A 13,015-nucleotide genomic window follows, 5' to 3' on the forward strand; every position below is an offset into this window, starting at 1 on the left:
CCTCCTCGCCGCTCGACCGGGAGCGCGCGCACCTGCACGCGTCCCGGGCCGCGCTGCGCGCCATGCGCGAGGACGCCGAGGCCCTGGACATCCGCGATGTCACCGCCAACTGGGTCAACGCCGAGGTCCTGCAACGCCAGATCGACGAGCGGATCAAGGCGCTCGCCGACCTGAGCCACACCCCGCTGTTCTTCGGCCGCCTCGACTACCTGCACGCGCCCGGCGTCGACCTGGCCGAGGGCGCCGACGGCGAGCAGTTCTACATCGGGCGCCGCCACGTGCACGACGCCGACGGCGACCCCATGGTCATCGACTGGCGTGCGCCGGTCTCCCAGCCGTTCTACCGGGCCTCCAAGAAGGACCCGATGGACGTCGCGCTGCGCCGCCGGTTCGGCTACACCGGTGGCGAGTTGACCGCGTACGAGGACGAACACCTCTCCGACCCGGCCGAGGCCGAGCGGACCAGCAAACTGCTCCAGCAGGAGATCGAACGGCCGCGCGTCGGCCCCATGCGCGACATCGTCGCCACCATCCAGCCCGAGCAGGACGAGATCGTGCGCAGCGGGCTCGCCGGGTCGGTGTGCGTCCAGGGCGGGCCCGGCACCGGAAAGACCGCTGTGGGCCTGCACCGCGTCGCGTACCTGCTGTACGCGCACCGCGACCGGCTCGCCCGCACCGGCACCCTGGTCATCGGGCCGAACGCGTCCTTCCTGCACTACATCGAGCAGGTGCTGCCCGCGCTCGGCGAGCTGGAGGTCAGGCAGGCGACGGTCGACGACCTCGTCGCGCGGGTGGAGGTACGGGGCGCCGACAGTGCCGAGGCGGCCCTGGTCAAGGGGGACGCCCGGATGGCCGAGGTGGTGCGGCGGGCGCTGCGCTCGCACATCACGCTGCCGACCGAGGGCGTCGTGATCGTGCGCGGGTCCCGCCGCTGGCGCGTCCCCTCGTACGAACTGGTGGACATCGTCCGCGAGTTGATGGAGCGCGACATGCGGTACGGGGCGGCGCGCGACGCCCTGCCGCAGCGCGTCGCGCACGCCGTGCTCGTCCAGATGGAGCGGGCGGGGGAGGCGCCTGACGACCGGGTGCAGGACGCGGTCGCACGCAACGCCGCCGTGAAGGCCCTGGTCAAGACGGTGTGGCCGGCGGTCGACCCGGCCAAGCTCGTGCTGCGGCTCCTCTCGGACGCGGAGTTCCTCGCCGAGCACGCGGACGGGCTGCTCGACGCCGAGGAACAGAAGGCGGTGCTGTGGGCGAAGCCCGCGCGCAGCGTCAAGAGCGCCAGGTGGTCCGCCGCGGACGCGGTGCTGATCGACGAGGCGAGCGATCTCGTGGCGCGGACGCACTCGCTCGGGCACGTCGTCCTCGACGAGGCGCAGGACCTGTCGCCCATGCAGTACCGGGCGGTGGGGCGACGGGCGACGACCGGCTCCGTGACCGTCCTCGGCGACCTCGCGCAGGGCACCACGCCCTGGGCGACCCGGAGTTGGGAGGAGGCACTGGCCCACCTGGGTAAACCGGACGCGGTGGTGGAGGAGCTGACGGCCGGTTTCCGTGTGCCGTCGGACGTCATCGCGTACGCCTCGCGGCTGCTGCCGTCCATCGCGCCCGGGCTCGCGCCCGTGGAGTCCGTGCGGGAGAACCCGGGCGCCTTCGAGGTGCGTACGGTGGCGGACCCCGCGGAGATCGTCGCCGCGTGCGAGCGGGCCCTCGGGAACGAGGGCTCGGTCGGCCTCATCGCGGCGGACGCGCGCTGCGCGGTGCTCGGGGCCGCCCTCGACGCGGCCGGGCTGGCGTTCCTCGCCCCGGGCGAGGAGACGACGGCCGAGTCCCGGCTGACCCTGGTGCCCGCGTCGCTGGCCAAGGGCCTGGAGTACGACTACGTGGTCCTGGACGAGCCGGCCGCCGTGGTCGACGGCGAGCCCGACGAGCGGACCGGTCTGCGCCGCCTGTACGTGGCGCTGACCCGGGCGGTGTCCGGCCTGGTGGTGACGCACACGGCCCCACTCCCGGCGCAACTCACGTAGAAGTGCGGGGTGCGGGCCGCGCGTCAGCCGTCCAGCGCCTCGCGCCACACCCGCACCGCGTCCGCGGAGACCGGCCCGTCCCACCCGTCGGGCCGTGACGCGCCGCCGATGTGGAACCCCGAGACCCCCGCGGCGCGCAGCCCGGGCACATGGTCGAGGCGGAGGCCGCCGCCGACCAGGACCTGCTGCTCGTAGCCGGGCTCACCGGCGCGCGCCGCCTCCGCGACCAGCACGCCGAGCCCGGCGTCGACCCCGGCCGCGGACCCGGCCGTCAGATACGTGTCGAGCCCGGGCAGGTCGGCGAGGTGCTTGCGCAGGGCGTCCCGGTCGGCGGCCCGGTCGATGGCCCGGTGGAACGTCCAGCGGCACCCGTCCAGCTCCGCGACGATCCGCTCGACGGCCGCGAGGTCGGCGCCGCCTTGCTCGTCCAGGAAGCCGAGCACGAACTCGTCCGCGCCCTCGGCGCGAAGCGCCCGTGCCGCTGCCACCAGCGCATCGAGCCCTTCGGGGCCGCCCGCGGAGAAACCGTCCGTGAGCCGCAGCATCACGCGCAGCCGGATGTCCACGGCGGCGCGGATCGCCGCGAACGTCTCCGGCGACGGCGTCAGCCCGTCCGCGGCCATGTCGGTGACCAGTTCGAGCCGGTCCGCACCCCCGGCCTGGGCGGCGACCGCGTCCCGCACGTCGAGGGCGATCACCTCCAGGACTGCACGCTTGCTCATGAGGCTCCTGTCGCGACGGCCTGCCCGGGGCACCGGAGACAGGTCTAGTCCAATGTCCCGCTCAGCCTACGCCGCGTGCACGGTGAACGCAGCCGTCCTGACCTCGCCGCCGTGCTTGAAGTCCAGGAACAGCCGGTACGTCCCCGCGCTCGGCGCGGTCGCCGTGAAGGAGACCCGGGGCCCCGCGGCGCCCTCGTGCGGGTGCACGTGAAGGTACGCGAGGTCACCGGAGCGCAGCGCGACCAAGTGCCCGTACGCGCCGAGGTAGGGCTCCAGATCGGTGACCGGCCGCCCGTTCCTGCTGACGTGCAGGGTCAGCTCGCCCGCCGTACCCGGACGCAGCCGGCCCTCGGCCCGGACCTCGTAACCGCCCGCCACCCGCGCCGTCGCCGAGTGCGCGGGCAGCGGCGCGGGCGCGTACCGCCCGGCGACCCCGAGCCCCGCGCCGAGCGTCAGCCCCTCCTTCTCGCCGCGCGGCGTGAAGTCCGCGAAGACCCGGTAGTCGCCCGCCTTCGGCAGCGACACGGGCGTGGACCAGGTGCCGTCGGCGGCGCGGACCGGATGCAGATGCCGGTACGCGGTCAGGTCCCGGGAGGCGACGATCAGGTGCAGCTCCTTGTCGTGCTCCTTCTTGTACGCGGTCACGGGCTTGCCGGTGGCGTCCTCGCGGATGGTGAAGCGCAGCTCACCCGTCCTGCCGGGCAGCCGGTCGCGCTCCAGGTCGAGCGTGTAGCCGCGCTCGGAGACCTGGAGCCCGCCGGGCACGGCGCCGCTCACGGGCTCCACCTCGTGCGTCTCGTCCATCTCATGTGCCCCGTGCTCCTCCTGGTGCGCCGCCGGGCGCTTCTCGGCGGGGTCGGGGCCGAGCCCGCTGCCCACCCCGTACGCGGTGCCGAAGGTGGCGGCGACGGCGGCGGCGAATGCGGTGATCCTCAGTCCGGTGTGCATGGTGGGCTCCCTGTCCGGTACGTCCATAGGGCCATCACGATACCCCCGGGGGGTATAAAGTCAAGAGAAGACGGGCCTTGCTCCTGATACCCCCCGGGGGTATAGAGTGAAGCCACATCGGGTACCCGGCCCGGGTATCCGTTCCACCCCGTCCCCAGGAGGCAGCATGTCGACGCGGACCGTCGCCCCACCCGCACAGGTGGAACTGGCCATCGGCGGCATGACCTGCGCGTCGTGCGCCGCCCGCATCGAGAAGAAGCTCAACCGCATGGACGGTGTCGAGGCGACCGTCAACTACGCCACCGAGAAGGCGAAGGTCACCTTCGACGACGGCGTCCGGGTCGCGGACCTGATCGCCACCGTCGAGGCCACCGGATACACCGCCCGCGAGCCCGCACCCCCGGCGGCGGAGCACGGGCCGCAAGGAGCCCGGGACGCGCGGGCGTCCGAGGACGACGAGCTGCGGCCGCTGCGTCAGCGGCTGATCACCGCCGTCGTGCTCGCCGTGCCCGTGATCGCCCTGGCGATGGTCCCCGCCCTCCAGTTCGACTACTGGCAGTGGCTCTCGCTCACCCTGGCCGCGCCCGTCGTGACGTACGCGGCCTGGCCCTTCCACCGGGCGGCGGTCACCAACGCGCGGCACGGCGCCGCGACGATGGACACGCTGATCTCCGTCGGCACGTCGGCGGCGTTCCTGTGGTCGCTGTGGGCCCTGTTCCTCGGCACGGCCGGGACCCCCGGCATGAAACACCCCTTCGAGCTGACCATCGCGCGCGGCGACGGCGCCGGGAACATCTACCTGGAGGCCGCCGCCGGAGTGACGGCCTTCATCCTCGCGGGCCGCTACTTCGAGGCGCGCTCCAAGCGCAAGGCGGGCGCCGCGCTCAAGGCGCTGCTCGAACTGGGCGCCAAGGACGTCACCGTCCTGCGGGACGGCGGACGCGAAGAGACCGTACCGGTCGGCGAGTTGCAGACCGGCGACCGCTTCCTCGTACGCCCCGGCGAGAAGATCGCCACCGACGGCACGGTCGTCGAGGGGTCCTCCGCCGTCGACGCCTCCATGCTCACCGGCGAGTCCGTCCCGGTCGAGGTCGCGGTCGGCGACACCGTCACCGGGGCCACGCTGAACGCCGGTGGCCGGCTCGTCGTCGAAGCCACCCGGGTCGGCGCCGACACCCAGCTCGCCCGCATGGCCCGGCTCGTGGAGGACGCGCAGAACGGCAAGGCCGCCGCCCAGCGCCTCGCCGACCGGATCTCCGCCGTCTTCGTCCCCGTCGTCATCGCGCTCGCCGTCGCCACGCTCGGCTTCTGGCTCGGCAGCGGCGCGGACCTGACCGCCGCGTTCACCGCCGCCGTCGCCGTGCTGATCATCGCCTGCCCGTGCGCCCTCGGCCTCGCCACACCCACCGCGCTCATGGTGGGGACGGGGCGCGGCGCGCAGCTCGGCATCCTCATCAAGGGGCCCGAGGTTCTGGAGGCGACCCGCGCGGTCGACACGATCGTCCTCGACAAGACCGGCACCGTCACCACCGGGCGGATGACCCTCCTCGCGACGCACACCGCCGCGAGCACGGACGAGGACGAGGTCCTGCGGCTCGCGGGCGCCCTGGAGCACTCCTCCGAGCATCCGGTCGCCCGGGCCGTCACCGCCGGTGCGGTCGCCCGCGTGGGCGAACTCCCCGTCCCCGAGGACTTCACCAACATCGTCGGGCGCGGCGTCCAGGGCGTCGTCGACGGCCACGCCGTCCTCGTCGGGCGGGAAGAACTCCTCGCCGAGTGGGAGATCCGCCTGCCCGCGGACCTCGCCCGCGCCAAGTCCGCCGCCGAGGCGGCGGGGCGTACGGCCATCACCGTGGCCTGGGACGGCGAGGCCCGTGCCGTCCTCGAAGTCGCCGACGCGGTCAAGGAGACCAGCGCGGAGGCGGTGCGGGGGCTGCGGGCGCTGGGGCTGCGGCCGGTGCTGCTCACCGGGGACAACGAGGCGGTCGCCCGCAGTGTCGCCGCCGAGGTCGGGATCGGCGCCGAGGACGTCATCGCCGGGGTGCTGCCCCAGGACAAGGTCGACGTCGTCAAGCGGCTCCAGGCAGAGGGCCGTTCCGTGGCCATGGTCGGGGACGGGGTCAACGACGCCGCCGCCCTCGCCCGGGCCGATCTCGGACTCGCCATGGGGACCGGCACGGACGCGGCCATCGAAGCGAGCGACCTCACGCTGGTCCGGGGTGACCTGCGCGTCGCCGTCGACGCGATCCGGCTGGCCCGCAGGACACTCGGCACGATCCGCTCGAACCTGTTCTGGGCGTTCGCCTACAACGTGGCCGCGCTGCCGCTCGCCGCGGCGGGTCTGCTCAACCCGATGATCGCCGGGGCGGCGATGGCCTTCTCGTCGGTGTTCGTGGTCGGCAACAGCCTGCGGCTACGGAGTTTCCGCCCGGTGACCCGGTGACGCGGTGACCGGCGCCCCTAAGCGAGCAGTTCGTCCGCGTCCACGATCCGGTACGCGTACCCCTGCTCGGCCAGGAAGCGCTGGCGGTGCGCCGCGAAGTCCTGGTCGATCGTGTCGCGGGCGACCACCGAATAGAAGCGGGCCTCGTGGCCGTCCGCCTTCGGACGCAGCACCCGGCCGAGGCGCTGGGCCTCCTCCTGGCGCGAACCGAACGTGCCCGACACCTGGATGGCGACCGTCGCCTCGGGCAGGTCGATCGAGAAGTTCGCGACCTTCGAGACGACAAGGACGCTGATCTCGCCCTGCCGGAACGACTCGAACAGCTTCTCGCGCACAGCGTTCGTCGTCTCGCCCTTGATGACCGGCGCGTCCAGGTGCTCGCCCAGCTCGTCGAGCTGGTCGATGTACTGGCCGATGACCAGCGTCTGCTCACCCGCGTGCTTGCGCACCAGGGCCTCGGTCACCTTGCGCTTCGTCGCCGTCGTCGCGCAGAAGCGGTACTTCTCCTCCGCCTCCGCCGTCGCGTACGCGAGACGTTCGGCATCCGTGAGATTGACCCGGACCTCCACGCAGTCGGCGGGTGCGATGTACCCCTGCGCCTCGATCTCCTTCCACGGCGCGTCGAACCGCTTCGGGCCGATCAGCGAGAAGACGTCCGACTCACGGCCGTCCTCGCGGACCAGCGTCGCCGTCAGGCCGAGACGGCGGCGCGCCTGGAGATCGGCCGTGAACTTGAAGACCGGCGCGGGCAGCAGATGCACCTCGTCATAGACGACCAGCCCCCAGTCACGGGAGTCGAACAGCTCCAGGTGCGGGTAGACACCCTTCCGCTTCGTCGTCAGCACCTGGTACGTCGCGATCGTGACCGGACGGATCTCCTTGCGCGTACCGCTGTACTCGCCGATCTCGTCCTCCGTCAGCGACGTCCGCTTCACCAGCTCGTGCTTCCACTGGCGCGCCGACACCGTGTTCGTGACGAGGATCAGCGTCGTCGCCTTGGCCTGCGCCATCGCACCCGCGCCCACCAGCGTCTTGCCCGCGCCGCAGGGCAGGACGACCACACCGGAACCGCCGTGCCAGAACCCCTCGACCGCCTGCTTCTGGTACGGGCGCAGCGCCCAGCCGTCCTCCGCCAGCTCGATCGGGTGCGCCTCGCCGTCCACGTACCCGGCGAGGTCCTCGGCCGGCCAGCCCAGCTTCAGCAACGTCTGCTTGATCTGCCCGCGCTCGGAAGGATGCACCGCCACCGAGTCGGCGTCGATACGGGCGCCGACCAGCGGCTGCACCCGCTTCGAGCGCAGGATCTCCTCCAGGACCGGCCGGTCCGTGCTGGTGAGCACCAGGCCGTGCGCCGGGTGCTTGGAGAGCGTGAGCCGCCCGTAGCGGTCCATCGTCTCGGCGATGTCGACCAGCAGCGCGTGCGGCACCGGGTAGCGGCTGTACTGCACCAGCGCGTCCACGACCTGCTCCGCGTCGTGCCCGGCCGCCCGCGCGTTCCACAGCCCCAGCGGGGTGAGCCGGTACGTGTGGATGTGCTCCGGGGCCCGCTCCAGCTCGGCGAACGGGGCGATCGCCCGACGGCAGTCGTCGGCCTGCTCGTGGTCGACCTCCAGGAGCAGGGTCTTGTCCGACTGGACGATGAGTGGACCGTTCACACGCGGCACCCTTTCTGCTTGGGCCAGCCTGGCTGGGTGTGGCCAAACGTCCAGTGTGCCGCATGCCGCACCGTGCGCGGAGTGACTCAGTTCGCGTCCGGCTCCAGCTCCGCCACGCCCGTCACCCTGTGCAGCGGATACGTACGGACCTCCTCGGCCGTGTGGTCGTACGCCGTCACGAAGCCGCCCTCGACCCGGATCGGGGCGATGACGCGCTGGCTGGCCGCGCCCTCCGCGTTCACATAGCCGATCCACAGGGTGTCGCCGGTGAGGACCGCCGCCTGCATCGTGGCCAGCGTCTCCGCCGCCGCCGTCCGCGGGAACCCGTCCGCAGGACCGGCCGACGCCACCGCCTCCCGCGGCTCCTTGCGGGGCGCCGTCGCCGCCACGTCACCCGCCCTGATCGCCCGGATCGCGGCGTCGAGCAGCGGGCCGTCGGGCAGCGCCGGCCCGTCCGGAACCGGCTCGGGCGCCGTGCGCGCCGACGTGCGGTGCGCGTGCGCGCGCGTGATCAGGACATCGCCCTCGGGCGTCTCCGCGGCAGGCGCGAAACCCATCGCCCGCAGACCCTCCAGGAGCGTGCCCGGGTCCACCTGCGCCGCGAGGACCGTCGGCGCCAGCCGCCGCAACCGCAGCGCCGCCGCCCGCTTGTCCGCCAGGATCTCGCCCATCAGCGCGTCGTCGTCGCACCGCACGTACGCCGACGCCGCCCCGATCCGCAGATGCCCGTGGCGCCGCGCCACATCGTCGATCAGATACGTCAGCGGCTGCGGGACCGGCGTACGAGAGTGCTGAGCCAAAAACGCGTGCAGGTCGGAGGCCGTACGCCCCGCGTCGAGCGCCCGGCGCACCGAACCCGGCGTGAACCGGTACACCGTCGCCCCGCCCTTCGACTCCACGTCGGCCAGCACGGACAGCGCCTCCGCCAGCGGACGCACCAAAGGCCCCGGGGCCACCGCCGTGAGGTCCGCCTGAAGCAGCACATGGTCCAGCGGCTCGGGCAGCAGCGGCGCGATCAGCCGCTCCGCCTCCGCCGTCGCCACGCCCCGACCCGACGGCGCCGGGTCCTGCTCCGAGAGCAGCGCGCGACCGTGCGCCGACAGCGCCCCGCGACCCGTCACCCCCAGGAACTCGGCCTCCGACAGCGTCCACTCCGCCAGCCGCGTCCGCAGCTCACGGGCGGCGGGCGAGGGCCGCTCCCACGTCAGCCGCGCCAGGACCGACTCCGGATCGGGCGCCGCACCCTCCTCCAACCCGGCCAGCAGCGTCAGCACCCGGCGGCGCACCTCGGGCGCCGCCGAACGATCCAGGTGCGGGCCGAGCGCCGACAACGTACGGTCCTTGCCGTCCCGGCCGCCCACCAGCCCCGCCGTACGCGTCGCCGGCAGCCACGCCGCGGCCAGCCGCGCCCACCGCTCCGCCGCGGGCCGCTCCACCCACTCGTCGTACGCGGGCGTCGCCGCGTACCGCTCGTCGGCCTCACCGTCCGCCGCCAGCAGACCCGCCGCGTAGGCGAGTTCGACCCAGAACGCCGCCTGCGGTTCCGTACAGTCCAGCGCCGACGCCGTGCGCTTCAGGTCCCGCACGCTCAGGCCGCCCGCCCGCAGCACCGCCGGGCCGCCCTCGTCCCAGTCCTTCAGCAGCTCCTCGACCGTCGCCAGCGCCGTGTACGCCTGCGCCGCCGCCGTCGCGTCCACCACCTGCGGACGGTGCGCCGCCTTCTCCCGCACCTCCGGCGCCACCGGCTCCAGCTCACGGTGCGCCCGGCCGCCGCGCAGATGCAACGCCGCCTCCCGGGGGAGCACCACCGTCCCCGGCGACGTGGGCAACAGCAGCCCCCGGTCGAGCAGCCACCGCAAGTGCGCCGCGGGCTGCGCCGTCACCTGCCCGTACGGCGGCCCCCACACCAGCCGGTTCAACACGTCGATGGACTGCGTCGGCGCCTCGTCCAGCAACGCCGACATCCGGTCCGGATCGGTGAACAACTCCGTCAGCGCCGCCACCGCCGACACACTGTCGTGCGTCGAGGGCAGCCCCGCCGCCGCCACGATCTCCTGCAACCGGGTCGGCGAGATACCCGCCGTGGCCTCCGCGACCGTCGGACCCAGACCCGTGGGCGAAGGATGCTGCGGACCCGGCGCGAGCAGTTCACGAGCCGTGCGCACCAGACGGAGCTGATCGTCGCCGCCCCACAGCAACGCCTGCTCCCGCAACGTCGCCACCGCACCCGGCAACGCCCGCGCGGCGTCCTCACCCGGCAGCAAGCCCAGCAGCGTCCCGTACGCCGTCGGCTCCGGAACCACCGCCAGCGCCTGCGCCACCTGCTGCGTGAACCGGTCGAGACGATCGAGCGCCCGCACCACCGAGGCACGGGTGCCCGCCCGGGTGGCGAGCTGCGTCAGATCGCTGGGTACCGGGCCGAGCAGATCGGGGCGGGCACGCAGCAGGCGGGCCAGCGAGGCGTCGTCCCTGGCGCGGAGGGCCTCCGCCAGGGAACGCGGGGCTGACGGGGTCGTCGCGGTCACCGCCGGGTTCTGCTCGTTGGGGCTCATCTGACCCACGGTAGCGGGCCGGGCCCCGCGGCCTTCGCTCTCTCGCCGCCGCGCTGCGGGGCGCGCTCTGGCGGCCCCCGGCATTCGCGATACCGTCGGGACAACAACTGCTGCACCCCGGAGGGGACTTCGTGGGGATCGAGAGTGATCAGCTCGTCTTCGACTATCTGAGCCGGGTCGGCGACCTGGCCCAGCAGCGGCAACTCCCGTCGGCGACGCGGATGCGCCTGGTGACGGAGTTGCGCGGGGAGATCGACCGGCACCGCGCACGGGCCACCGTCGACAGCCCGGCCGCCGTCCGCCGCATCCTGGACCGGCTCGGCACCCCCGACCGGATAGTCAGCGGCGCCCAGAACGGCGGGCCCGCCACCGACCCGGCGGCACCCCTCACCCGCCCGCTTCCCGAGCAACGCGACGGCGACCCCAAGAGCCGCTCCCCGCGCCGCAGGATCCCCCGCGTCCCGGGCGTGCCCCGCCCCCGGCGCGGCCCCACGTCCGAACCCGCGCGCGCCCCCTCGGACCTGCCCTCACCACCGCACCTCGCCGGAACCGACGAACTCGGCGCGTCCGGCGAGGAGACCGACTGGTGGCGGATCGGGGCAGGCGGCGGATCGCTCACCGACACCGACAGCGTGCCCGGGTTCACGGGCGGCATCGAGATCCCGGACATCCTCAAACCCCCGCCCTCCACACCGTCCCGGCCGGTCGTCCCGCTCGGCAAACCCGCGAGCGACACGGGCGGCACGAGCGGCAGCGGCGACGGGGACGACGAAGGCGACGCCGAGGAGTACGCGCCGCGCCGCACGCGGCGCTTCATGCCACGGAACGTGCCGCGCGTCGCCCCGGCCGGCGGCTGGACCAACCCGCTGCTCCTGCTCGCCGCCGCGGCCCTCGTCGCGGGCGCCGTCCTCGGCAACGTACTCGCGCTCCTCATCGGCTGGGCCGTCGTCTACCTCTCCCGGCGCCTCACCATGGGCCAGAAGAAACTCGCCGTGTTCGGCATGCCGGCCCTCGCCGTGGCCGGCGGCATCGGCTGGCTCTGGGGACGCAGCACCGGGAGATGGGGCGACCCGATCGCCGAGGGACAGATGAACGCCGCGCTGGGCGAGACATGGCCCTGGGTCCTGCGGTGCGCCGCGATCGGCTCCGCCCTGTACCTGGTGTGGCGCTCACAGCGCGGCCGGGTCTGAGAGGCGTACGCCTCTGATCGACGGTGGTGGGGCGCGGGCACAATGGGGGCATGGCTGCCCACATAGACCCCGCCCCCACCGTCGGGTTCGACCTCGACATGACGCTGATCGACTCGCGCCCCGGAATCCGGGCGACCTGGGTGGCCCTGTCCGAGCGGACCGGCGTGCACGTCGACGCGGACCTGGCCATCAGCCGGCTCGGGCCGCCCCTGGTCGACGAACTCGCCGAGTGGTTCCCGGCCGAGCGGATCCCGGCGACGGCCGAGCTCTACCGCGCGATGTACCCCACCTACGCCATCGAGGCGACCTTGGTGCTGCCAGGCGTCCACGAAGCCATGGACGCCGTGCACGCCGCGGGCGGTCGCACGATGGTCGTCACCGCCAAGTACGAGCCGAACGCCAAGCTCCACCTGGCGCACCTCGGCATCGACGCGGACGTCGTCGTCGGCGACCTCTGGGCCGAGGGCAAGGCGGAGGCGCTGCGCGAGCACGGCGCGAGCGTCTACGTCGGCGACCACGTCGGCGACGTACGCGGGGCACGCGCGGCCGACGCGTTCTCGGTGGCCGTCACGACGGGGCCCTGCGACGCCGCCGAGCTGCGGGCGGCGGGCGCCGACGTGGTGCTCCCCGACCTGACCGCCTTCCCGGCCTGGCTGGACGGCTACGTGGAGCGGGCCGCCCGCCGCTGAGCGGAGACGCCCCGGACCACACCGGCCGCGGCCAGCAGGAAACCGACGCCCATCAGCATGCAGACGGCGTAGGCGATGGGCGGGAAGGGGTCGGTGTCGAGGAACAGCGGGGCCACCGTGACCAGGGTGGCGATCGCCCCCACGACGAAGACGATGCCCCCCGCCCTCACGAGACCGTCACCGGGCCCCGGCTCGGCCGCCCGGGAATTGACTTGGGTTTTGTCGCGCACCCCGCAAGGGTAGTTCCCAGGCCGGAGGGACAAGCAAGCCGACTGTCCGGCGACGTCTTGCCACCGGCCCCGGGACCCATAGTCTTGGTCACGGCGGGTCGGACCACGACCCGCTGTACTGCTATCCAGAGCGTTTTCTTTCTAGTACGAGGACGAGGACTTCAGGTGCCTACCGGCAAGGTCAAGTGGTTCAACAGCGAGAAGGGCTTCGGCTTCCTCTCCCGCGACGACGGCGGCGACGTCTTCGTGCACTCCTCCGTACTTCCCGACGGTGTCGACGCCCTCAAGCCCGGCCAGCGCGTCGAGTTCGGAGTGGTCGCCGGTCAGCGCGGTGACCAGGCGCTCTCCGTCACGATCCTCGACCCGACCCCGTCCGTCGCCGCGGCGCAGCGCCGCAAGCCGGACGAACTGGCCTCCATCGTCCAGGACTTGACGACGCTGCTGGAGAACATCACGCCGATGCTGGAGCGCGGGCGCTATCCCGACAAGGCCGCGGGGGCGAAGATCGCTGGGCTGTTGCGGGCGGTGGCGGACCAGTTGGACGTCTGAGCCCCCGCGG

The 13,015-nt window shown here is 73.4% G+C and carries 10 protein-coding genes; 5 read left to right on the plus strand and 5 right to left on the minus strand.

The window, feature by feature from the left end; all coding sequences use genetic code 11:
- Nucleotides 1-62 precede the first annotated feature (62 nt).
- The gene (locus tag ACIRF8_RS00735) at nucleotides 63-2,027 is read left to right on the plus strand and encodes a HelD family protein (protein ID WP_404212194.1); all 1,965 of its coding nucleotides are present in this window, start codon (nucleotides 63-65) and stop codon (nucleotides 2,025-2,027) included.
- A 23-nt stretch (nucleotides 2,028-2,050) separates the two neighbouring features.
- On the opposite strand, the gene ACIRF8_RS00740 is transcribed toward ACIRF8_RS00735, so the two are convergent.
- Together ACIRF8_RS00740 and ACIRF8_RS00745 are read right to left on the minus strand one after the other, a co-directional pair.
- A complete protein-coding gene (locus ACIRF8_RS00740; protein ID WP_404209468.1) occupies nucleotides 2,051-2,749 on the minus strand; it encodes a copper homeostasis protein CutC in 699 nt (232 codons plus the stop codon).
- Nucleotides 2,750-2,815: 66 nt separating this feature from the next.
- Nucleotides 2,816-3,697 (minus strand): hypothetical protein, encoded by an 882-nt coding sequence (locus ACIRF8_RS00745; protein ID WP_404209470.1) that lies wholly within the window; start codon nucleotides 3,695-3,697, stop codon nucleotides 2,816-2,818.
- Between the two features lie 166 nt (nucleotides 3,698-3,863).
- On the opposite strand from ACIRF8_RS00745, the gene ACIRF8_RS00750 reads away from it, so the two are divergent.
- The gene (locus ACIRF8_RS00750; protein ID WP_404209472.1) at nucleotides 3,864-6,140 is read left to right on the plus strand and encodes a heavy metal translocating P-type ATPase; all 2,277 of its coding nucleotides are present in this window, start codon (nucleotides 3,864-3,866) and stop codon (nucleotides 6,138-6,140) included.
- Between the two features lie 17 nt (nucleotides 6,141-6,157).
- Here the strand turns inward: ACIRF8_RS00750 and ACIRF8_RS00755 are convergent, their stop codons facing one another.
- Both ACIRF8_RS00755 and ACIRF8_RS00760 read right to left on the minus strand, forming a co-directional pair.
- Complete coding sequence (locus tag ACIRF8_RS00755; protein ID WP_404209474.1) at nucleotides 6,158-7,795, minus strand: DNA repair helicase XPB; 1,638 nt, start codon at nucleotides 7,793-7,795, stop codon at nucleotides 6,158-6,160.
- Nucleotides 7,796-7,881: 86 nt separating this feature from the next.
- Nucleotides 7,882-10,347 carry a helicase-associated domain-containing protein gene (locus ACIRF8_RS00760; RefSeq protein ID WP_404209476.1) on the minus strand — a complete coding sequence of 822 codons (2,466 nt, stop codon included), beginning with the start codon at nucleotides 10,345-10,347 and terminating at the stop codon, nucleotides 7,882-7,884.
- 131 nt (nucleotides 10,348-10,478) lie between these two features.
- On the opposite strand from ACIRF8_RS00760, the gene ACIRF8_RS00765 reads away from it, so the two are divergent.
- On the plus strand, nucleotides 10,479-11,537 hold the full coding sequence (locus ACIRF8_RS00765; RefSeq protein WP_404209478.1) for a hypothetical protein: 1,059 nt from the start codon (nucleotides 10,479-10,481) through the stop codon (nucleotides 11,535-11,537).
- A gap of 50 nt (nucleotides 11,538-11,587) precedes the next feature.
- A complete protein-coding gene (locus tag ACIRF8_RS00770) occupies nucleotides 11,588-12,226 on the plus strand; it encodes an HAD family hydrolase (RefSeq protein WP_404209480.1) in 639 nt (212 codons plus the stop codon).
- Here ACIRF8_RS00770 and ACIRF8_RS00775 read toward each other — a convergent pair.
- Entirely contained in the window at nucleotides 12,199-12,456 is a 258-nt protein-coding gene (locus ACIRF8_RS00775; protein ID WP_404209482.1) for a hypothetical protein, read from the minus strand. The genes ACIRF8_RS00770 and ACIRF8_RS00775 overlap by 28 nt on opposite strands.
- Nucleotides 12,457-12,621: 165 nt before the next feature.
- On the opposite strand from ACIRF8_RS00775, the gene ACIRF8_RS00780 reads away from it, so the two are divergent.
- On the plus strand, nucleotides 12,622-13,005 hold the full coding sequence (locus ACIRF8_RS00780) for a cold-shock protein (protein WP_164305339.1): 384 nt from the start codon (nucleotides 12,622-12,624) through the stop codon (nucleotides 13,003-13,005).
- The last annotated feature ends 10 nt before the right edge of the window (nucleotides 13,006-13,015 follow it).

This window comes from Streptomyces sp. NPDC102406, assembly GCF_044765725.1.
Taxonomy (GTDB): Bacteria; Actinomycetota; Actinomycetes; order Streptomycetales; family Streptomycetaceae; genus Streptomyces.